12 protein-coding genes and 1 tRNA gene are annotated in these 23,402 nt (G+C 55.2%); 7 read left to right on the forward strand and 6 right to left on the reverse strand.

Annotated elements, in window-relative coordinates; genetic code table 11:
* Positions 1-9 precede the first annotated feature (9 nt).
* The 6 genes from QN359_RS09680 to QN359_RS09705 all read right to left on the reverse strand — a co-directional run bounded on the left by QN359_RS09680 (position 10) and on the right by QN359_RS09705 (position 5,374).
* Positions 10-597, reverse strand: coding sequence for a 50S ribosomal protein L25/general stress protein Ctc (locus QN359_RS09680; protein WP_322249796.1), 588 nt, complete (start codon positions 595-597; stop codon positions 10-12).
* 110 nt (positions 598-707) lie between these two features.
* Complete coding sequence (locus QN359_RS09685) at positions 708-1,670, reverse strand: ribose-phosphate pyrophosphokinase (protein WP_322249795.1); 963 nt, start codon at positions 1,668-1,670, stop codon at positions 708-710.
* Positions 1,671-1,788: 118 nt separating this feature from the next.
* A tRNA-Gln gene (locus QN359_RS09690) sits at positions 1,789-1,865 on the reverse strand.
* A 73-nt stretch (positions 1,866-1,938) separates the two neighbouring features.
* Positions 1,939-2,790, reverse strand: coding sequence for a 4-(cytidine 5'-diphospho)-2-C-methyl-D-erythritol kinase (gene ispE / locus QN359_RS09695; RefSeq protein WP_322249794.1), 852 nt, complete (start codon positions 2,788-2,790; stop codon positions 1,939-1,941).
* Positions 2,791-2,819: 29 nt separating this feature from the next.
* Entirely contained in the window at positions 2,820-3,467 is a 648-nt protein-coding gene (gene lolB, locus QN359_RS09700) for a lipoprotein insertase outer membrane protein LolB (RefSeq protein WP_322249793.1), read from the reverse strand.
* Positions 3,468-3,526: 59 nt separating this feature from the next.
* Positions 3,527-5,374, reverse strand: a complete 1,848-nt coding sequence (locus tag QN359_RS09705; RefSeq protein WP_322249792.1) for a tetratricopeptide repeat protein — start codon at positions 5,372-5,374, stop codon at positions 3,527-3,529.
* A 130-nt stretch (positions 5,375-5,504) separates the two neighbouring features.
* On the opposite strand from QN359_RS09705, the gene mutM reads away from it, so the two are divergent.
* The 7 genes from mutM to QN359_RS09740 all read left to right on the forward strand — a co-directional run bounded on the left by mutM (position 5,505) and on the right by QN359_RS09740 (position 23,346).
* Entirely contained in the window at positions 5,505-6,326 is an 822-nt protein-coding gene (gene mutM / locus QN359_RS09710; protein WP_322249791.1) for a bifunctional DNA-formamidopyrimidine glycosylase/DNA-(apurinic or apyrimidinic site) lyase, read from the forward strand.
* Between the two features lie 101 nt (positions 6,327-6,427).
* The gene (locus QN359_RS09715; protein ID WP_322249790.1) at positions 6,428-8,365 is read left to right on the forward strand and encodes a dynamin family protein; all 1,938 of its coding nucleotides are present in this window, start codon (positions 6,428-6,430) and stop codon (positions 8,363-8,365) included.
* A gap of 4 nt (positions 8,366-8,369) precedes the next feature.
* Positions 8,370-9,527, forward strand: coding sequence for an A/G-specific adenine glycosylase (gene mutY, locus QN359_RS09720; protein ID WP_322249789.1), 1,158 nt, complete (start codon positions 8,370-8,372; stop codon positions 9,525-9,527).
* Between the two features lie 16 nt (positions 9,528-9,543).
* Positions 9,544-10,971, forward strand: coding sequence for an alpha/beta hydrolase (locus QN359_RS09725; protein WP_322249788.1), 1,428 nt, complete (start codon positions 9,544-9,546; stop codon positions 10,969-10,971).
* The gene (locus QN359_RS09730) at positions 10,968-11,771 is read left to right on the forward strand and encodes an ATP-binding cassette domain-containing protein (protein ID WP_322249786.1); all 804 of its coding nucleotides are present in this window, start codon (positions 10,968-10,970) and stop codon (positions 11,769-11,771) included. The genes QN359_RS09725 and QN359_RS09730 overlap by 4 nt, the downstream gene beginning before the upstream one ends.
* On the forward strand, positions 11,768-12,934 hold the full coding sequence (locus tag QN359_RS09735; RefSeq protein ID WP_322249785.1) for an ABC transporter permease: 1,167 nt from the start codon (positions 11,768-11,770) through the stop codon (positions 12,932-12,934). Before QN359_RS09730 ends, QN359_RS09735 begins: the two co-directional genes overlap by 4 nt.
* Positions 12,935-13,320: 386 nt before the next feature.
* Positions 13,321-23,346, forward strand: coding sequence for a hypothetical protein (locus QN359_RS09740; RefSeq protein ID WP_322249784.1), 10,026 nt, complete (start codon positions 13,321-13,323; stop codon positions 23,344-23,346).
* Positions 23,347-23,402 lie beyond the last annotated feature (56 nt).

Raw genomic sequence — 23,402 nt, forward strand, 5'->3', positions numbered from 1 at the left:
CAAACGGTATTACTTGGCAGGCGCTTCAGCAGCGACGGCACCGGCGGGTACGGTAGCGATGGCGACAGTTGCGTCATCACCGTGAACAACGGCTGTGACACCGGCTGGCAGAACCAGGCTCGATACGTGGATCGATTGACCGGCTTCCAGCGTAGCCAGATCGACCGTTACGAATTCCGGCAATTCTGCAGGCAAACAAGTGACTTCCAAATCAACCAAGACGTGGCTGATGATCGCTGCCGACAATTTCACGGCTGGCGAGACATCGGCGTTGATGAAGTGCAGTGGCACTTTGACGTGGATTTTTTGGTTAGGATCGACGCGTTGGAAATCAGCGTGCAGAACTAATTGTTTGTACGCATGGACTTGGAAGTCACGCAACAGAACTTTTTCAACTTTACCATCGACTTCGAGGTCAAGGATGGACGAGTGGAACGCTTCTTTTTTCAATGCATGGTACAAAGCATTGTGATCGAGTGTGATCGATACTGGGGCTTGTGGGCCGCCGTAGATGATACCTGGTGTTTGGCCAGCAATACGCAGGCGGCGGCTCGCTCCGGTCCCCTGTTCTTTGCGTGCAAATGCGATAACTTTCATGGTGTTACTCCAAAATATGCAAGAGTCAACTTGCGGTTTTGCATGCCCGCGACCAGGCACACAGAAAAAAGCGCGGTCAGCAACACTGCATGACCGCGCCGAAAAAAATCTTAGTCGGTAAACAAAGAGATCACCGATTCACCCTTGGTGATGCGGCGGAAGGTTTCTGCTAACAGACTGTCACATGACAGTTGGCGGATTTTCGGGCAAGCGCGCGCTGCTTCCGACAAAGGAATCGTATCGGTGACGACCAGTTCATCGAGTGGCGACTGCGAGATACGCTGTATCGCCGGGCCGGACAAGACCGGATGCGTGCAATACGCCAATACTTTTTTCGCGCCACGTGCTTTCAATACTTCGGCGGCTTTGGTCAGCGTGCCGGCGGTATCGACCATGTCATCCATGATCACGCAATTGCGACCTTCGACTTCACCGATGATATTCATCACCTCCGACACATTGGCTTTCGGACGACGCTTGTCGATGATCGCCAAGTCACAGCCGAGGCGTTTGGCCAGTGCACGGGCACGTACCACGCCACCGACGTCAGGCGACACCACCAATAAATCATCGTAGTTTTTGGCGACCAAATCGCCGAGCAAGATCGGTGAAGCGTAAATATTATCAACCGGGATATCGAAGAAACCTTGAATTTGATCGGCATGCAAGTCCATGATCAAGACGCGATCGACACCGGCTTCTTCGAGCATGTTCGCCACCACCTTGGCCGAGATGGCCACACGTGCGGAGCGCGGACGGCGATCTTGGCGGGCATAACCGAAATATGGAATCGCTGCCGTGATGCGACCAGCCGAAGCGCGTTTGAGTGCATCGACCATCAACATGATTTCCATCAGGTTGTCGTTGGTTGGCGCGCAAGTCGATTGCAACACAAATACATCTTTGCCGCGGACATTTTCATTGATCTCGACCATGACTTCACCGTCGGAGAACTTGGAAACATCGGCTTTACCGAGAGGAATGCCCAGTTGCTTGGCTACACCGGCAGCCAATGCAGGATTGGCATTGCCAGTGAAAACCATCATGTTGTCATTTGCGCGCGCGTTTGCCATGGCGAGACCTATCGGCTGAAGGTGAGGGGCTCTGATCATTTTGCATAGACTTTTTGCAAACAATCAAATCTGAAAGTGAAAAAGCCGCCGCACAATTTATGCGGCGGCTTTAATTTAATGGCAGGGGAGGAAGGATTCGAACCTTCGCATGCCGGAATCAAAATCCGGTGCCTTAACCAACTTGGCGACTCCCCTACACAACCGTTTGTCTGTCGTCCGGAATTTGTCGCTATTTTAACGGCAAATCGGCATCAGACCAAATTCTTTTTTACTTCACTAAGTCTGCCATCGGGTGGCGACTCAATGATTTTGCTTTCCAAGCTGTCCAGCGCTGCGGCATTTTCGCTATCACCTCATCGGCTTTCGATTGCTCGAAAAAAGCGCAAAAAACACAAGCTCCTGAACCCGTCATCTTTGCGTTGCCGAATTGTGACAGCCATTGTATGGCTTCGTCAACTACCGGAAACATTGCGCAGGCAATTGTTTGCAGATCATTTTTCCAATGCATTTCAGCAGTGCTGGAAAAGTCCGTTATTCTGACGGGCTTCGTGTCTCTTGTCAACTCCTTGGATGAAAATATTGCAGGAGTAGGTATTTGTACCCCAGGTTCTATCACCACGAACCAGCACTCTGGCGTCGTGATCGCCTGTAATTGTTCACCCACGCCTTCGGCAAAGGCATTTTCACCGAACAGAAAAAACGGCACGTCGGCACCGAGCTGCAAACCCAAGTCCATCAGTTGCGTGCGTGACAATCCGGTAGCCCACAGGTGGTTGAGAGCGATCAGGGTAGTGGCAGCATCGGACGAGCCGCCGCCCAAGCCGCCACCCATGGGCAGCACCTTGTGCAGCGTCAGATCGGCCCCTAAGCGGCAGCCGCTGGCTTGCTGTAGCAAGCGCGCGGCGCGCACGATGAGGTCGCTGTCGGCCGGTACGCCGGCGATGTCATTGCTGCGAATAATCGCGCCATCGTCGCGTACGGCAAAGTCCAGCGTATCGCCATGGTCAAGCAATTGAAACGCAGTTTGCAGCAGATGATAGCCATCGGCGCGCCGGCCGGTAACATGCAGAAATAAATTGAGTTTGGCCGGGGCCGGGCAGTGCTCTAAACGCAGGTGCATGATAGTAAGCCAAATTAGTCAAACGTCATTCAAGGGGCCGAGGCAGTCGGGGGCGCAAGGTAGATGCTGAGGTGAACGGCCCCGGCGGTGGCGGTATCACGTTGCAGTTCCAGGCGTTTCGGTAACTGGCCATCGTCTTGCCAGCTCAGGTAGCGCAGGGTCCAGCCATCGACTTGATAGCGCTGCCCGTTGGCGTTGGTGCTGACAGCGACGCGCGCACCACCGCCAGACTCACGCACAAAGCCTTGCAACCAGTCGCGTAGCCCGGTTACCGGCAGCGGCCACTGCAGGGCCTCGGCCACCAGCAGGTCGAGATTGGCGGCACGGCGTGGCGCTTGGTCGGCGCGTTCCAACATGGCACCGTCGGCGTCGGCGCTGATCTTGGCGACGGTCGATCCCAGCGGCGAGCTCAGTGTCAGTTGTAACTGCGAACCTTCTTGCTCCCAGTCGAAATTACCGGGCAAAAATTGTGGCTTATTGTCTTGCTCATAGTGCAGCGACATTTTTCCGCTCAAATGGATGTGCTCTTGGTAGCTACGTGCCGGGCTGGTGCCGAGGCTAGCGCTGGCGTCGCGTGTGGCGAGCGGTGTCAGGCTGCTGCAGGCGCTTAACAACAACGTCAGCAGCGCGCCGGCGAGGGTCAGCGGCAGTGAAACACGGTCGATAGTGAGAGGCATGGAACGCAGTATCAAAAAAAGCCACGCGCCGCCGTTTTACGAGCGGCGCGTCGGCGTGGTCAATCGTGGATGTTGAGACGTTTGAGCGTACTGTTGAGCGCCGCGTTGTCGGGCGCTTTGGCACGGGCGGCGCGCCAAATTGTGAGTGCTTCATCTTTTTTGCCCAGGCTGAGCAAGACCTCGCCGAGATGCGCGGCGATATCGGCGTCGGGCCGCAAGGTATAGGCGCGTTGCAGGGTTTTAGCGGCATCGTCGAGCAAATTGAGGCGGAAATACGCCCAACCCAGACTGTCGAGTATGAACGGATCATCGGCCGCCAACTGATTGGCTTTCTGGATTAAATTCAGTGCTTCGGTCAGTTGGATATTGCGATCGGCATACGAGTAACCGAGTGCATTGTAGGCATGCTGACTGGTGGGCGCGACGGCGATCACGCGGCGCAGTAATTGCTCCATCTGCGCATACTCTTGCTGCGACTCGAGCAGCATCGCAAAATCGTACATCAGATCGGGATTTTCGGGATGCGCCTTGATGGCTGCTTGCAGTACTGTCGCTGCCGTCACCGTGCGACCACCATCGCGCAGCAGTTGCGCCTCGGTTTGGCGCGCCTGTATTTGCTCTTCCGGGGTGGTGGTTTTCAAGTCTTTGAGCAAGGCGAGGGCGCTATCGAGTTTGCCATCTTTAGCCAGCAAATTCGCGCGCCGCAACTGCACATTGAACCAGACTGGGTTTCTCCCTTCGAAGGCATCGACTTTCGACAGCCAATCTTGGGCGGCGGCGTAATCTTTGCGTTCGATGGCGATGCGCGCCAGATTGATCAGGGCGTTGCTGACGTCGCGATCTTCACTGGTACGTTCGACTGTTTTTAAAAAACGCAGGAAATAGGTTTCCGCATTGCTGAACTGATTTTTTTCCAAGGCCAGCATGCCCAAGGTGTAGATGGCATTGAGGTCGTCCGCTTTTTCATGCAGCAGCCATTCGAATTCGGCTGCGGCCAGATCGAGCTGCTTCAAATCGATCAAGATGCTGGCATAGGCCAGGCGAACATCGCGCGCGCCCGGATTTTTTTTCAAAAATGCCGCCAGTGCCGTGGCCGCTTGTGGCTGCGGTGAGGCTTGCGCGATTGTCAGTATCGCCAGTTGCGAATCGGGCCGTGCCGCCAGCATGGCGCTGGCTTCACTGATGGCGCGTTGGCTGTCGCCCTTGTTGTAGGCACCCTGCGCCAGCGCTAAATGCGCTTCCGGAATCGCCTTGTAGGGGGCCAGGGTTTCTTCGAGCATATCGAAGGCGGCGTTTTTATCGCGTGCGCGTGCCAGCAGTCGCTGTGCTTGCAGCATGATCACCGGATACTGCGCGGCATCGGCATTTTTCAAGCGTTCGGAAAATACGCTGCGGATTTCCGAGAGATTATTGTTCATCACCATGAAGCCGAGATAATACTGTGCTGCTTCATTCGATTCCGGTGCCAGTTCGCGCCACAAGCGTATCGCCGCCAGCGCTTCGCCGGCTTGTTTCACCGATAGCGCGATCTCGGCTGAGCGGCGCGCCAGCCGCGGATCGCGCGTTTGCTGTGCCGCCCCCATCAGGGTGACGTAGGCAGCTTGCCAACTGCCGCGCTGATAAGCGATTTCGGCAGTCAGGATTTTGTACAGTAATTCGTCGCTCAGTGCGACTTTCGGCAAGCCTTCCTGATTTTCAGCCGCGGCCGTGGCAGTGCCGTTGAGGTCTTTGTCGGCCGCCAGCGCAGACTGGGCCGCCGCTTCGGCATGATGTGCCTGTTCGGTTTGGGTTCCGCCATGGCCACCGAAGCCGGCACAGGCCGATAACAGCGCGACACAACTGAGGGTAGCTGCCGGACGGAGTGCGGCTACAATGGAGGTGCTGACAAAAGCTGAAAGTGTTTTCAAAACGTATCCGGAATAAACTGTGATGGCTGATTTTACGCTGAAGTAATCATGGTGTGTGGTCAACGACCGCGCTACTCTGTATCAAATTGCGCAGGTTTGGAAACAGTAACTATCTATAAAGTTCATAATCATGCCTGAATTACCTGAAGTTGAAGTAACACGTCGCGGTTTGGCCCCCCATCTGAGTGGTCGCCGCGTCACTGCCGTGGTCATGCGCCGCGCCGGTTTGCGCTGGCCGTTTCCGCTCGATTTGGCGGCGCTGCTGCACGACAGAAGCATCGTTTCGGTCGGTCGACGTGGCAAATATTTATTATTACATTTTAATCATGGTACGGTGCTGATTCATCTTGGTATGTCCGGACATTTGCGCATCTTGCCAACTGGCACAGAGGCGGCCAAGCATGATCATATTGATATTGTCGTTGGTGATCACTTACTGCGTATGTGTGACCCGCGCCGCTTCGGTGCCGTGCTCTGGCATCCGGACAGTGCCGGGCCACTGGCACAGCATGCTTTGCTGCGCGGCTTGGGGGTCGAGCCGCTTGAGGAGGGCTTCGACGCCGAGCTCTTGTATCGCGCCACGCGCGGCCGCAGCGCCTCGATCAAACAAGCCTTGTTAGCCGGTGATGTGGTGGTCGGGGTGGGGAATATCTATGCTTCTGAGAGTTTGTTCAAGGCCGGCATTAACCCTAAAATTGCCGCCGGCCGCATCGCTCTGGCGCGCTATGCGCTGCTGGTCACGGCAATTCGTGAAACCTTGGCGGCGGCCATCGTGCAAGGCGGCAGCAGTCTGAAAGACTTTATCGGCGTCAATGGCCAGAGCGGTTATTTTCAGCAGAATTATTTCGTCTATAACCGTGCCGGTGCTGCTTGCCGTATTTGCAATAACGAGGTGCGGCAAATTCGTCAGGGCCAGCGCAGCAGCTTTTATTGTGCACATTGTCAAAAATAAAACACTTTTGAGCTGGGATTAACATCTGTTGACTGGTTTTGTACGTATTTTTCAATACTTCCCTATATACTGTTCCAACTAAGAAATTTACTGAGGGAAACATGAGCAATCTGGTTCAAAAATTCCAAGAGTACAGCGAATGGCGCCGAGGTGTCGCCTCCACCCTCGAGCAATATCGTGCCTGGATAAATGGATCGGATTTGGCCGACGCCGCGGCAGACCAACGTCTGTTACGACTCATGGAGCGCTTGGTCGATGATAAACTGACGATTGCCTTTGTCGCCGAGTTTTCGCGCGGCAAATCGGAATTGATCAATGCAATTTTTTTCGCCGACTACGGCCAACGTATTTTGCCCTCTTCGGCCGGTCGCACCACCATGTGCCCGACCGAGTTACTGTACGACGACACGATTCCTCCTTGTATTCGTCTACTGCCGATAGAAACCCGCGCCCAAGCGCAATCGACCAGTGAATACAAAGGCCAAAGTCATGTTTGGACGGTCTTGCCGCTGAATATACAGTCCGGCGATGGTATGCTTGAAGCCTTCAAACAAGTCAGCCTGACCAAAAAGGTCAGTGTCGAAATTGCCAAGTCGTATGGCTTATTCGATGAAGAAGACCCTGATGCCGCGCTGGAGATGGATAGTGATGGCTTGGTTGAAATTTCCCGCTGGCGCCATGCCATCGTCAATTTCCCCCATCCTTTACTCAAAGAGGGCTTGATCATAGTCGATACCCCAGGGCTCAACGCCATCGGTACCGAACCCGAGCTGACCCTCAATCTGATCCCGAATGCCCACGCCGTGTTGTTCATCTTGGCCGCCGATACAGGCGTGACCAAGAGCGATATCGATGTCTGGCGCAATCACATAGGCAGCGGGCCAGGTCGTATGGTGGTGCTCAATAAAATCGACAGCATGTGGGATGAATTGCGCACGCCGGAAGAAATCGAAGCGCAATTGGTACGCCAAGTCAGCACCGTCGCGCACACCTTGGGACTGGGAGAGAAGCAAGTGTTTCCCGTCTCGGCACAAAAAGGCTTGGTGGCAAAAATCAATAAGGATGCACCGCTGCTGGCCAAGAGCCGTTTACCGACGCTGGAATATGCTTTATCGAAGGAATTGATTCCCTCCAAGCAGGACATCATTCGGGCCCAAATGGTTGCGGAAATTCATGAAATCACCCACGCACAGCAAGCGCTGGTCGCGGCGCGCAGTCGCAGCGTGGTCGAGCAAATGTTGGAACTCACGAGTTTGCGCGGCAAAAACATGAATGTGATCGAACACATGATGCGTCGAGTCGATGCCGAGAAAAAAGAATTCGATGCCAGTTTGATACGTATGCAGGGCACCCGTGCCGTGTTTACGCGCTTGTCGACTGAGGTGTATACCAGCTTGGGCATGGATATTTTGCGCGAAGAAATACGCAAAACGCGCTCGGCCATGGAAAACAGTTATTTGTCTATGGGCTTGCGTGAAGCAGTCAGACAATTTTTTGCACAGATTAAGCTTAATTTACTCACCTCAAATCAAAAGACCGATGAAATTTCCGAGATGATGGTCGTCATGTATAGAAAATTTTCCACCGAACATGGCTTGGCACTGACTGCGCCGATGCCATTTTCGCTCGATAAGTACATCAAAGAACTTGAGGCCATCGAAGCTGTTTATCAAAAGCAATTTTCCACTACCACCATGCTGACCAATACACGCGTGGCTTTGGTGCATAAATTTTTTGATTCGGTTGCGGCCCGTGTGAAGCAAAATTTTTTACAAGCCAATAAAGATGTCGAAGCTTGGCAAAAGGTAGTGATGGCACCGCTGGAAGCGCAAATTCGTGAGCATAAGGGGCAATTGAAAAACCGCATGCAATCGATACAGCGCATCCATGTTGCCACCGATAGCTTGGAAGATAGAATTGCCTCATTCGTAACGATGCAGCAAGAAGTCGATGCGCAAAAAGCCCAGCTGACTTTGCTTGAAGAGAATTTAAAAAATGCTTTGTTTGCCGATTTGAATAAGTTGAAGATTGCTGCCTGATTTAATGAAAGCTCGTATTGCGGCCGTCGCCGCCGCCCAATTCACCCACCCTGAGTATCTCGATCCGAGTTTTTCCCACGCCCTGATAAGGTGGCAAAAAAGCGCCGGTCGGCATGCCTTGCCTTGGCAACAAAGCCGCGCCGCCTACCGCGTTTGGCTGTCAGAAATCATGCTGCAGCAAACCCAGGTGACGGCGGTGATTCCGTATTATCAAAAATTTTTGCACAGCTTTCCCACCGTACAAGCGCTGGCAGCCGCACCGGCGCAAGCGGTGATGGAGCATTGGAGCGGCCTCGGCTACTACACGCGGGCGCGGAATTTACACCAATGCGCCAAACAAGTGGTGGCTGAGTATGCCGGCGAATTTCCAGCCGATCCAGGCTTGCTGGCGCAATTGCCTGGCATCGGTCGCTCGACTGCCGCAGCGATTACGGCATTTTCTTATGGCACCGTGGCGGCTATTCTCGACGGTAATGTGAAGCGGGTGTTTGCCCGAGTGTTTGGTATTGCCGGTTATCCCGGCAGCAAGCCGGTTGAAACCCTGATGTGGCAACGTGCCGAAGCCTTGTTGCCAGAGACTGAAATTGAAGCCTATACGCAAGGCTTGATGGACCTCGGTGCCACCGTCTGCACCCGTAGTCGACCGCAATGTGGGATTTGTCCTATGCAAGCCCGCTGTGTAGCTTATGCGCAAGATCGTACCGCAGAACTGCCGACCAGAAAACCAAAAAAAGCGCAAAGGCACAAGCAAGCCTTGATGCTGGTAATGATCAACGATCGCCAGGTTTTGCTGGAACGCCGCCCTGACAGCGGTATCTGGGGTGGCTTGTTATCGTTGCCGGAATTTGATGGTATGCAGGAACACGATGAGGCTACGCACGCCGCGGCCCAGCTCGACCCGGCCTTACACACGTTGATTGCCCGCTTCGGCCAAGCCGCAGCCTTGCGCCCCTTGCCACCGATAGAGCATGTGTTTACCCATTTCAAATTACACATACAGCCTTGTTTGGTTGAGTTGCACCAACGCTATCATTTTGCCGGACAAGACCAGTATGTGTGGACCAATTTAAGCGAGCTGGCGACGGCGGCCTTGCCGGCACCGATCAAGACACTGTTGTTATCGCTACAGCACGAAGCCGAGCCGGCTGGCTATCCTTCTTAATCAGCGGGAGCTGACCGTGTCCTTGCGCCACCTGCTCGTCGTCTTGTTATTCGCCTGTGCTGGCTTGCCGGTGCAGGCTGGCACGGTGCTGCGCGCCTGTCGCTTGCCCGATTTTCCGCAAGAAGTACGCTGCGGTCAGATTGAGCGTGCGCTCGACCCAGCTGCGCCGCAGGGCAAGAAAATCACCGTGCACTACGTGGTGCTGCCCTCGCAAGATAAAAATAAACTCAGCGATGCCGTGTTTCTGCTGGCCGGTGGGCCAGGTCAGAGTGCCATCGCGCTGGCAGCCACTGCTCAGGCCTTGTTGGGTCGGCTCAATCAGCGTCGTGACTTGGTGTTCATCGATCAGCGTGGCACTGGCCGCAGCGCGCCGCTGAATTGTCCGAGCTCGGCAGGCGATGCCGGCTTGGCCAGTTTGCCGCAAAGCTTGGCGCAAGCGCGATCCTGCCTGCAACAATTGCAAAGCTTGCCGTATGGCGATTTGCGTTTTTTCAGCACCAGCATTGCCGTGCAAGATATCGAGGCGGTGCGCTTGCAATTAAGCTATCCGCGTATCAATGTGCTCGGTATCTCTTACGGTAGCCGGGTCGGTTTGGAATACCAGCGCCAATTCCCGCAGGCGCTGCGGCGTTTGGTGCTCGATGGCGTGGTAGCACCGAGCTTGGGCTTGCCGAATCAGGATGCGCAAGTGGCGCTCGATGCCGTGTTTGCCGATTGCGCTAAACAAGCAGCCTGTGGTGCCAGCTATCCGGACTTGCCGCGGCGCTGGAAAGAATTGCTCAATAGCTTGCCCCGTCCGATACGCCTGACCCATCCCCGCCTGGGCACCCCCCTGCAGTTGACGATGCGGCGAGAAATCTTGCTCAATCTGGTACAAACCAGTTTGTACCAAGCCGAGCAGGCGGCCGCCTTACCGTATTTAATCAGTGCCGCGTGGCGCGGTGACTTCGCCCCGCTCATCACCGTCAGTGCCGCCACCAATGCCGCAACTGCCGGCGCAATCGCCGACGGCATGCACTTCTCAGTTTGGTGTAGCGAAGCCTATGCGCGCCCCTTGGCCGCACCGCAGGATGACTTCGATGCCAATACTCGGCAGTTTTACGATCAAGTCTGCCGCGACTGGCCGCGTGCCAACATCCCGGCAGGTTTTTTTACACTGCCTGCGGCCGCCTCACCGGTATTGCTACTGAGCGGCGGCATCGATCCGGTCACGCCGATACGGCATGGTGCCGCGGTCAGCGCGGCACTCGGCCCACTCGCCTTGCATCTGACACTAGAGCATGCCGGCCACGGCATGCTGGCACAAGGCTGTGTGCGTGAGCTGGTATTTCATTTCATCGATGCCGCCACGGCTGCCGCTGCCCTTGAACTTGGTACCGGCTGCCTGCGGCCGATTCCGCGCGCGCTGGCGTGGCAGCCGCTGACACCGGCGGGTTTGCCATGATAGAAATCGATGATGTCGTTAAACACTTTAGGCTGCCGGCCCCTGGTGTGATGGGCTGGTTCGGGCGCGGCCATGCTGCCACGGTCGCGGCCGTCAATGGCCTGAGCCTGCGTGCCGAGGACGGCTGCATCACCGGCTTATTGGGGGCCAATGGTGCCGGCAAAACCACCGCCCTGCGCATGGTGGCCGGTTTGCTGGCACCCGATCGCGGCACGCTGCGCGTCGATGGCCTAGCCGTTTGTGCCGGACAGGTGAGCACGCAAGCGCGGTTAGGAATTTTATCTGACGCCCGCGGTTTGTACCCACGCTTAAGCGCGCGCGAAAACATTGAATACTACGGCTTATTGCATGGCATGTCGGCGGCGGCGGCGCGACGACGCTGTGAGCAACTGGCGCACTGGCTCGATATGGGCCATTTGCTCGAGCGTCGCTGTGCTGGTTTCAGTCAGGGTGAACGCATGAAAACGGCGCTGGCACGCGCCTTAGTGCATGATCCGCACAATATTATTCTCGATGAACCGACCAATGGTCTTGATGTGCTCGCCAATCGTGCTTTGCGCGAATTTTTACGTTGGCTACGTGCGCCCGAAGGCGGTGGAAAATGCATTATTTTTTCTACTCATATCATGCCCGAGGTTGAGCGTTTGTGCGATCGCGTGGTGGTGATTGCCGCCGGTCGCACCGTCGCCGAGGGTAGCGTGGCACAATTACTGGCGCAGGCGCAGGAAGCAGATTTTGAAGATGCCTTCGTCAAGCTGGCGTTCGCCGATACGATGGCCGAGCGCGCGGGGGGACGATGAAACGCAGCCTGATTATCGTGCGCAAAGAATTGCTCGATGCGCTGCGTGACCGCCGCACTTTGTTGACCGCACTGCTCAGTTCCATGTTGGCCGTGCCTTTATTGTTATTGATTTTTTCAGTTCTGCTGGCCCAAATGGAAAGCCAAGACGAGCGTCGCAGTGTGCTGGTAGTTGGTATCGCAGCGGCACCCGAATTGGAAAATTTCATCTTACGCAATGCTTATCAAATTGTGCCGGCACCGGCCGATTATGTCGCTAAATCGCGCAGTAAAGAACTCGACGCGCCGGTCTTAATCATACCGGCCGATTTTTCAAAAAAACTCGCCGCCGGTGAAAAAGTCAGTTTGGAAATTGCCTATGACAGCGGCAACCGCCCGGCCCAGTTCGGAGTCCGCGCACTGCGCCGCTTGTTGACTGCCTATGCGCAGGAAACCACGCTGCGTTTGCTGAGCCTGCGTGGCGTATCGACAGAATTGCTGCAGATGGTAGAGATCCGCGAACGCAATGTGCAGGCGGCCGAAAGCCGCAAAGGCAGCTTGACCGAAATGTTGCCGATGATGGTCATGATGGCCATCGTCATCAGTGGCATGGTCGCTGCCATCGATAGCACGGCCGGCGAACGCGAGCGCGGTTCACTCGAACCCTTGATGATGAATCCCTTGAGCGGTACGCAATTGGCGCTCGGTAAATGGGGCGCGGTGACACTGCTGAGTTGGACTGTGGCAAGCTTAACAATCGCCAGTTTTTTTCCGGCGCAGTGGCTGCTGCGCAGTGATACCCTGCGTGCCGAGTTCCAGTTCGGTCCAGCTGATGCGGGGAATTTTTTATTAATCCTGCTGCCGCTGGCGGCCTTAGTGGCGGCACTACAAATTGCGATTGCACTCGACTGTAAAACTTACAAGGAAGCGCAAGTCAGAAATCAGCTCGTGACGATCTTGATACCCTTGGTCAGTTTACTGCCTGTGCTGTTCCCCGGCCGCGAACCGACTTGGTTTCAATGGCTGCCGGTGCTGGCGCAAAACCAAATGATGAACCAAGTGCTGAAGGGACAGCCACCCACACTGGCGGCGTTGCTGGCGGCCGCCTTGGTGTGCGCGGTGCTGACGCTGTTGGTGTTGTATCGCATCGCGCGTAAGATGCGCCGGGTCGTGTTGGAAGGCTGAAAGTTTTTCCAGCAGGCTACAATCATTCCTCTCAAATTAATGCTGAATTTTTTTGGTGAAAAAATTTTCTCAGTATCAATTTTCCTTCAAGTAATTTCCATAAATTGCGACACAGCATTTAAAAAAATGCTGTGGGTAAACTCCGCGTGCAGTGAAATTTCCCACTCAGAAATTTAATTTTTCGCCCCTGTTGCTGGCTTGCGACGAAATTATTCTTGATGTGCTGAACGGTCAACAAATAGCCTATTTTTCTATATTTTTAATATTTTAAAATTGACAATTATTTTGCGCGGTCGCTAAATATCTGAGATAGATCTTTTTACATCAGCTTATTTTTATCAGTTTCTTTTGTTTGGTTTCCTCCAATCAACTGCTGAGAGAATTCCATGAAAAATAGTCGTCACCTGCTTGTTTGCCGATTCAATTTTCGGCCAAGCATACTGAGCATTTCCCTGTGTTTCATGCCCACTGCAGCGATCGGTGTCACGCCTTTGAATGCGACCATCGTCAATGGTCAAGTGGTGATCACGCAAAACGGTAAGGTGATGACGGTGACCAATAGCCCGAATGCCATCATTAAATGGAATGGCTTCAATATTGCTGTCGATGAGGTCGTCCGATTTGCCCAGCAGAATGCCAATAGCGCGGTATTGAACCGTGTCAGTGGCGTCGCACCGAGCAGCATCTTGGGTACGCTGACTTCGAATGGGCGGGTATTTTTAATCAATCCTAACGGCATCGTATTCGGTGCCGGTGCGCGCGTCGATACGGCGGGCTTAGTGGCATCAACGCTGGCATTGAGTGATAAAGATTTTCTTAATGGGAATTATTCATTTCAAAAAAACGGCCTGGGAGAAAACGTCACCAACAACGGCACGCTGATCAGCAATGCCGGCAGTATCGCCTTGCTCGGCAACACGGTACAAAATAATGGCATCATCAAAGCCGATCACGGCAGCATCATGTTATTGGCCGGTCAAAGTGTCACCTTAGTCGATATCTATAATCCGGCCTTGTCACTGGTGGTGACGGCACCGGACAATAAAGTGATTAATCTGGGGTCATTGCTTGGCAATGGCTTGAAGGCGGCCTTGATTGCGCATGACATCCAAGTATCGGGGCTTATTAATGCCAATACTGCGGCGCTCAATGAACATGGTGAGGTGGTGATTAAAGCCAGTGGCACGGCGTATGTTGATGGCACGATTACAGCCACCAACGCCGCTGCGTTAGCATCGATCAATTTACCTGATCCGAGTACGCAAAAACGCTGGCAAAACGCGCAGCAAGACGCCAACTATGGTAAGGGCGGGCAAGTTCAGATACTGGGAGAAACGCTCACCCTGACCAGCACGGCACAGCTCAATACTTCCGGCAGGTTAGGCGGCGGCAGTATATTTCTAGGCGGTGGCTATCAAGGGAAAAATGCCGACCTGCCCAATGCCTTAACGACGACTGTCGCGCCCGGTGCAACACTGCATGCCGATGCGCTGGAGTATGGTCATGGTGGTGAAATTATCGTTTGGTCTGATAAGCAAACCCATGCCGGCGGGACGCTGACCGCACGCGGCGGGCTGCTCGGTGGGGATGGTGGTTTGGTAGAAACCTCCGGTAAGCAGAGCTTGAATGTCGCCGACATCAGCGTCGATGCGAGCGCACGCAATCACAGCGCTAGCAACGGCACTTGGTTGATGGATCCGACAAATATTACTATCGTTTCTGGTGCTGCCAGCGGTGGTGGTTTTAATGTTAGCAGCGTTAAAGATGGGGATATCAATGCCGCCTTGAATGGCGGTACCAATGTCGTGATCGATACGCATATCAATAACACGACTGGTAACGTCGGCAATGTGCTTTTCAGCGGCACAGCCGATGCAGGCGGTGCAGCGATCATTAATAAAACTTTGGGTGGAAACACGAATTTGACCGTCAATGCCGACCAAAATATTACTCTCGATGCCGGCGCCCGCATTCTTGCCAGCGGCATCGGTACGCTCAATGTCGCACTCAATACGCGCGCCAACAGCAGCCTCATCACCGATCTGGGTGGTTTAAGCATCAATGGCGTGGCCGGTGTGCAGACCATACAAACGAATGGTGGCAACGTCAATTTCAACGGCGGGGTCGGTGGCACACTCGGTATCAGCAGCATGTATATGAATAACGGTCAAATTTCGACACAAGGCGGCGATTTCAATCTCAATGCCAGCAGTTCAAAATCAACGGTTGATGTGGGTAACAGTATTCTCTCTATTAACAGCTCCAACATTGCTGTGGCGGCCGGCGGCGTCACCATCAATGGAAACTTCGACGCCAATACTGCCAGCGCTGGTCAATACAGCGACATGTTTTTGTCTGCGTCAACCATCAAGGCGACCGGCAGCAAGCCTATTAATATCACGCTCTCGCATGATAACAATGCCACCTTCACCAACTACGGTATGTATATCAACAATGCCTCGACGATACAGCATGATGGCAGTGGAGATATTACGTTGATTAATTCGCATCAGCGTCTTGGTGTGGCCGGCGATGGCGGTGGGCCGGTAAACAATACAGCGATCTACGTGCGCAATAGCAGCCATATTTTACAAAATGGCAGCGGCAATATCACCATCGATGCCGCCGCCGGTGACGTCTACCGCAATGCCGCACCGTTTCGTATGATTGACCTCACCGATAGCATCGTGGCGGTGAATGGTGATGTCAATATTCATATGCCGGTTAATAATATTTACGATATCACCACCGGCACGTATAAAAATACCGGTTTGGATGTGGGCTTGTATGGAACTATCGGCGGGAACAATGTTTCGCTGACGACGAATAACGACAAGTTGAAATCGTCAGAACTGGTGCTCAATCAATTGACGATTAACGCCCATAATAATCTGACACTGGAGGGCAGTGGCATCATACAAAATACCGGTGTCAATAACCCTGCACTCAATCATTTCAATGTCGGCGGTACCGTTATTTTCACGCCGGTTGGCGTGGTAGTCGATGTCGGTGGTGCCGCGGCGAAGGCCAATGATACCTCGGGCATCAGTGATGGATTTTTGACGGCCTTGGGCGGGGCAAATATATTTGCTATCGATCTCAGTCAAGCGAGTGGCGTGAATTTTAATCCAGGTAATACGGTCAATTTTACCAAGGGCATCAGCATCAGCTCCACCAGCGCTACCGTTCCCTTCAATGTTACTGGGACATTGAGCGGACAAACTGTGAGTATTGCTACCAGCGGGCCAGTGTCGGTCAGTGGGACGGTTCACAGTGTTGCCGGCACCAGTATCACGGCTAACTCTTTGACGGAAACAGCTAGCGGCAGCATCAGCAGCAGCGCTGGTAATGTGCTGATAGCAGGAACGACGGTGACTGATGTCGCTGGTGCGGCCAATTCCGCAGGAAACAATGTGACCATAGGTAGTGTCACGAGTAGCACGACCGTTGAGGGTACGAGTGCTCTCACAGCCGGTCAACAAGTGATTATTCTCGGCATACCGGTGACGGTGGCGGCGAATAGCACCTTAACTGGTAATAACGGTATCAGTGTCATCAGCGGAGGTGACGCCACCATCGCCGGTACGCTCAGCGGTGGTGCTGGTGCTGCGAGCTTGAATGCAGCCGGTGCGATGATGGTTGCTGGCGGTAGCGTAGCCGGTGCAACGGGTGTCACGATAGTCGGTGTTAATAGCACCGAAGTTGATGGTGCAGCTAACAGCAGCGGTGGCTTGGTAACGATTGGTAATGCCGCCAGCAACGCACCGGTCACCTTGGGTAGTACTGGCACGGTGACCGCGCAAAGTGTCAAGATCAATGGTGCCGCGAATGTAACGGTAGCCGGTGTCGTCAACAGCGTCGGTGATGCCTTAGTCAGCGGTAGCAATGTGCAGGAAGCAGCCAGCGGCAGCGTCAACAGCAGCGCTGGTAATGTGCTGATGGCAGGAACGACGGTGACTGATGTTGCTGGTGCGGCGAACTCTACAACGGGCAATGTGACGATAGGCAGCGTGACGAGTAGCACGACCGTTGAGGGTACGAGTGCTCTCACAGCCGGTCAACAAGTGATTATTCTCGGCATACCGGTGACGGTGGCGGCGAATAGCACCTTAACTGGTAATAACGGTATCAGTGTCATCAGCGGAGGTGACGCCACCATCGCCGGTACGCTCAGCGGTGGTGCTGGTGCTGCGAGCTTGAATGCAGCCGGTGCGATGATGGTTGCTGGCGGTAGCGTAGCCGGTGCAACGGGTGTCACGATAGTCGGTGTTAATAGTACCGAAGTTGATGGTGCTGCGAACAGTAGCGGTGGCTTGGTAACGATTGGTAATGCCGCCAGCAACGCACCGGTCACCTTGGGCAGTACAGGAACAGTGACCGCGCAAAGTGTCAAGATCAATGGTGCAGCGAATGTGACGGTAGCTGGTGTAGTTAACAGCGTCGGCGACGCCTTAGTCAGCGGTAGCAATGTGCAGGAAGCAGCCAGCGGCAGCGTCAACAGCAGCGCTGGTAATGTGCTGATAGCAGGAACGACGGTGACTGATGTCGCTGGTGCGGCTAATTCCGCAGGAAACAATGTGACCATAGGTAGTGTCACGAGTAGCACGAAAGTGGAAGGTACGAGTGCGCTGAAGGCCGGTCAACAAGTGATCATTCTCGGCATACCGGTAAATATCGCGGCGAACAGCACACTGACCGGCGCACAGGGTATCAACGTCACCAGCGGTGGTGATGCCACCATCGCCGGCACGCTCAGTGGTGGCGCTGGTAGCGCGAACTTGAATGCAGCGGGTGCGATGATGGTTGCCGGCGGCAGCGTAGCCGGTGCAACGGGTGTCACGATAGTCGGTGTTAATAGCACTGAAGTTGATGGTGCAGCTAATAGCAGCGGTGGCCTGGTCACCATCGGTAATGCGGCTAGCAGCGCACCGGTGACCTTGGGCAGTACAGGAACAGTGACAGCACAAAGCGTCAAGATCAATGGTGCAGCGAATGTGACGGTAGCTGGTGTAGTTAACAGCGTCGGCGACGCCTTAGTCAGCGGTAGCAATGTGCAGGAAGCAGCCAGCGGCAGCGTCAACAGCAGCGCTGGTAATGTGCTGATAGCAGGAACGACGGTGACTGATGTCGCTGGTGCGGCCAATTCCGCAGGAAACAATGTGACCATAGGTAGTGTCACGAGTAGCACGAAAGTGGAAAGTACGAGTGCGCTGAAGGCCGGTCAACAAGTGATCATTCTCGGCATACCGGTAAATATCGCGGCGAACAGCACACTGACCGGCGCACAGGGTATCAACGTCACCAGCGGTGGTGATGCCACCATCGCCGGCACGCTCAGTGGTGGCGCTGGTAGCGCGAACTTGAATGCAGCGGGTGCGATGATGGTTGCCGGCGGCAGCGTAGCCGGTGCAACGGGTGTCACGATAGTCGGTGTTAATAGCACCGAAGTTGATGGTGCTGCGAACAGTAGCGGTGGCTTGGTAACGATTGGTAATGCCGCCAGCAACGCACCGGTCACCTTGGGTAGTACTGGAACTGTGACCGCGCAAAGCGTCAAGATCAATGGTGCCGCGAATGTGACGGTAGCTGGTGTCGTCAACAGCGTCGGTGATGCACTGGTTAGCGGTAGCAATGTCCAAGAAGCGGCAAGCGGCAGCGTCAACAGCAGCGCTGGTAATGTGCTGATGGCAGGAACAACGGTGACCGATGTTGCTGGTGCGGCGAACTCTACAACGGGCAATGTGACGATAGGTAGTGTCACGAGTAATACGACAGTCGAAGGCACGAGCGCACTCACTGCGGGTCAACAAGTGATCATTCTCGGCATACCTGTGACGGTGGCTGCGAACAGCACCTTAACTGGTAATAACGGTATCAGCGTTACCAGCGGTGGTGATGCCACCATCGCCGGTACGCTCAGCGGTGGTGCTGGTACTGCGAGCTTGAATGCAGCCGGTGCGATGATGGTTGCCGGCGGCAGCGTAGCCGGTGCAACGGGTGTCACGATAGTCGGTGTTAATAGTACCGAAGTTGATGGTGCTGCGAACAGTAGCGGTGGCCTGGTCACCATCGGTAATGCGGCTAGCAGCGCACCGGTGACCTTGGGTAGCACAGGAACGGTGACGGCACAAAGTGTCAAGATCAATGGTGCCGCGAATGTAACGGTAGCTGGTGTCGTCAACAGCGTCGGCGACGCCTTAGTCAGCGGTAGCAATGTGCAGGAAGCAGCCAGCGGCAGCGTCAACAGCAGCGCTGGTAATGTGCTGATGGCAGGAACAACGGTGACCGATGTTGCTGGTGCGGCGAACTCTACGCTCGGCAATGTGACGATAGGCAGCGTGACGAGTAATACGACAGTCGAAGGCACGAGCGCACTCACAGCAGGTCAACAAGTAATCATACTCGGCATACCGGTCAATATTGCGGCCGGCAGCAGCTTGACCGGTAATAACGGTATCAGTGTCACCAGCGGTGGCGATGCGACAATCGCCGGCGCTCTCAGCGGTGGTGCTGGTACTGCGAGCTTGAATGCAGCCGGTGCGATGATGGTTGCTGGCGGCAGCGTAGCCGGTGCAACGGGTGTCACGATAGTCGGTGTTAATAGTACCGAAGTTGATGGTGCTGCGAACAGCAGCGGTGGCTTGGTAACGATTGGTAATGCCGCCAGCAACGCACCGGTCACCTTGGGTAGTACTGGCACGGTGACCGCGCAAAGTGTCAAGATCAATGGTGCCGCGAATGTAACGGTAGCCGGTGTCGTCAACAGCGTCGGCGACGCCTTAGTCAGCGGTAGCAATGTGCAGGAAGCAGCCAGCGGCAGCGTCAACAGCAGCGCTGGTAATGTGCTGATAGCAGGAACGACGGTGACTGATGTCGCTGGTGCGGCCAATTCCGCAGGAAACAATGTGACCATAGGTAGTGTCACGAGTAGCACGAAAGTGGAAGGTACGAGTGCGCTGAAGGCCGGTCAACAAGTGATCATTCTCGGCATACCGGTAAATATCGCGGCGAACAGCACACTGACCGGCGCACAGGGTATCAACGTCACCAGCGGTGGTGATGCCACCATCGCCGGCACGCTCAGTGGTGGCGCTGGTAGCGCGAACTTGAATGCAGCGGGTGCGATGATGGTGGCTGGCGGCAGCGTAGCCGGTGCAACGGGTGTCACGATAGTCGGTGTTAATAGCACTGAAGTTGATGGTGCAGCTAACAGCAGCGGTGGCCTGGTCACCATCGGTAATGCGGCTAGCAGCGCACCGGTGACCTTGGGTAGCATAGGAACGGTGACGGCACAAAGTGTCAAGATCAATGGTGCCGCGAATGTAACGGTAGCTGGTGTCGTCAACAGCGTCGGCGACGCCTTAGTCAGCGGTAGCAATGTGCAGGAAGCAGCCAGCGGCAGCGTCAACAGCAGCGCTGGTAATGTGCTGATAGCAGGAACGACGGTGACTGATGTTGCTGGTGCGGCGAACTCTACAACGGGCAATGTGACGATAGGCAGCGTGACGAGTAGCACGACCGTTGAGGGTACGAGTGCACTCACTGCGGGTCAACAAGTGATTATTCTCGGCATACCTTTGACGGTGGCGGCGAACAGCACCTTAACTGGTAATAACGGTATCAGCGTCACCAGCGGAGGTGACGCCACAATCGCCGGTACGCTCAGTGGTGGCGCTGGTAGCGCGAACTTGAATGCAGCCGGTGCGATGATGGTTGCTGGCGGTAGCGTAGCCGGTGCAACGGGTGTCACGATAGTCGGTGTTAATAGTACCGAAGTTGATGGTGCTGCGAACAGTAGCGGTGGCCTGGTCACCATCGGTAATGCGGCTAGCAGCGCACCGGTGACCTTGGGTAGCACAGGAACGGTGACGGCACAAAGTGTCAAGATCAATGGTGCCGCGAATGTAACGGTAGCTGGTGTCGTCAACAGCGTCGGCGACGCCTTAGTCAGCGGTAGCAATGTGCAGGAAGCAGCCAGCGGCAGCGTCAACAGCAGCGCTGGTAATGTGCTGATAGCAGGAACGACGGTGACTGATGTTGCTGGTGCAGCGAACTCTGCAACGGGCAATGTGACGATAGGCAGCGTGACGAGTAGCACGACCGTTGAGGGTACGAGTGCACTCACTGCGGGTCAACAAGTGATTATTCTCGGCATACCGGTGACGGTGGCGGCGAACAGCACCTTAACTGGTAATAACGGTATCAGCGTCACCAGCGGAGGTGACGCCACAATCGCCGGAACGCTCAGCGGTGGTGCTGGTACTGCGAGCTTGAATGCAGCCGGGGCGATGATGGTGGCCGGCGGCAGCGTAGCGGGAGCGACAGGTGTGACGATAGTCGGTGTCAACGGTACCGAAGTGGATGGTGCTGCGAACAGTAGCGGTGGCCTGGTCACCATCGGTAATGCGGCTAGCAACGCACCGGTCACCTTGGGTAGTACTGGAACTGTGACCGCGCAAAGCGTCAAGATCAATGGTGCCGCGAATGTGACGGTAGCCGGTGTGGTCAACAGCGTCGGCGACGCCTTAGTCAGCGGTAGCAATATGCAGGAAGCAGCCAGCGGCAGCGTCAACAGCAGCGCTGGTAATGTGCTGATAGCAGGAACGACGGTGACTGATGTTGCTGGTGCGGCGAACTCTACGCTCGGCAATGTGACGATAGGCAGCGTGACGAGTAATACGACAGTCGAAGGCACGAGCGCACTCACAGCAGGTCAACAAGTAATCATACTCGGCATACCGGTCAATATTGCGGCCGGCAGCAGCTTGACCGGTAATAACGGTATCAGTGTCACCAGCGGTGGCGATGCGACAATCGCCGGCGCTCTCAGCGGTGGTGCTGGTACTGCGAGCTTGAATGCAGCCGGGGCGATGATGGTGGCCGGCGGCAGCGTAGCGGGAGCGACAGGTGTGACGATAGTCGGTGTCAACGGTACCGAAGTGGATGGTGCTGCGAACAGTAGCGGTGGCCTGGTCACCATCGGTAATGCGGCTAGCAACGCACCGGTCACCTTGGGTAGTACTGGAACTGTGACCGCGCAAAGCGTCAAGATCAATGGTGCAGCGAATGTGACGGTAGCTGGTGTCGTCAACAGCGTCGGCGACGCCTTAGTCAGCGGTAGCAATGTGCAGGAAGCAGCCAGCGGCAGCGTCAACAGCAGCGCTGGTAATGTGCTGATAGCAGGAACGACGGTGACTGATGTTGCTGGTGCGGCGAACTCTACAACGGGCAATGTGACGATAGGCAGCGTGACGAGTAGCACGACCGTTGAGGGTACGAGTGCACTCACTGCGGGTCAACAAGTGATTATTCTCGGCATACCTTTGACGGTGGCGGCGAACAGCACCTTAACTGGTAATAACGGTATCAGCGTCACCAGCGGAGGTGACGCCACAATCGCCGGTACGCTCAGTGGTGGCGCTGGTAGCGCGAACTTGACTGCAGCCGGTGCGATGATGGTTGCTGGCGGCAGCGTAGCCGGTGCAACGGGTGTCACGATAGTCGGTGTTAATAGTACAGAAGTCGATGGTGCTGCGAACAGTAGTGGTGGTCTGGTCACGATTGGCAATGCGGCCAGCAGCGCTCCGGTCACCTTGGGCAGCAGCGGTACCGTGACGGCACAAAGCGTCAAGATCAATGGCGCAGCGAATGTGACGGTAGCCGGCGTGGTCAACAGCGTTGGTGATGCGCTGGTTAGCGGTAGCAATGTGATCGAAACTGCAACGGGCAGCGTCAACAGCAGCAATGGCAATGTACTGGTGGCAGGCACGACGGTGACCGATGTCGCTGGTGCAGCGAACTCTACGCTCGGCAATGTGACGATAGGCAGTGTCACGAGTAACACAATAGCTAAGGGTACGAGCGCGCTGCAAGCAGGTCAACAAGTGATCGTTCTCGGCATACCGGTGACTGTGGCTGCGAGCAGCATCTTGAGTGGTAGTAACGGTATCAGTGTGGCCAGCGGAGGCGACGCCACGATCGCTGGTACGCTTAGAGGTGGTTCCGGTAGTGCCACGCTGAACGCGGTCGGTAAGATGACTCTCACCAGTAGTGGCAGCGTGCGGAGTGCTGGGAACGTGACAGTTGCTGGTGCCGGCGCGACGGCAGTAACAGGTGCGGTCGACAGCGTTGCTGCGGTGGCGACGATAGGGGACATTCACAGCGATACGACGATAGACAGCAATGCCAATCTGCATGGCGGTATTAAAGTGGTGATCTTAGGAAAAAATGCCGCTCCCGCCGCTCCCGCCGCTCCCGCCGCTCCCACTGCTTCCGTCACTCCCGCCGCCATTCTTGCCAGTTACCCAATAGACGAAACACTGCTCAACGAAGTGATTGCAGACGCAGAAGGTTGGCTCACTACACCGATCGATAATGTAAAAAAACGGAGTTCGTACATTAATTCTCGCTAGGCGATCGCGCATCAGCCCATTGCCTCATGCTGATGCGAGATGCCTTGTTTGAAACC

Origin of the sequence: Undibacterium sp. 5I2, assembly GCF_035019605.1 — a bacterium.
In the GTDB taxonomy this organism is placed as follows: domain Bacteria; phylum Pseudomonadota; class Gammaproteobacteria; order Burkholderiales; family Burkholderiaceae_D; genus Undibacterium.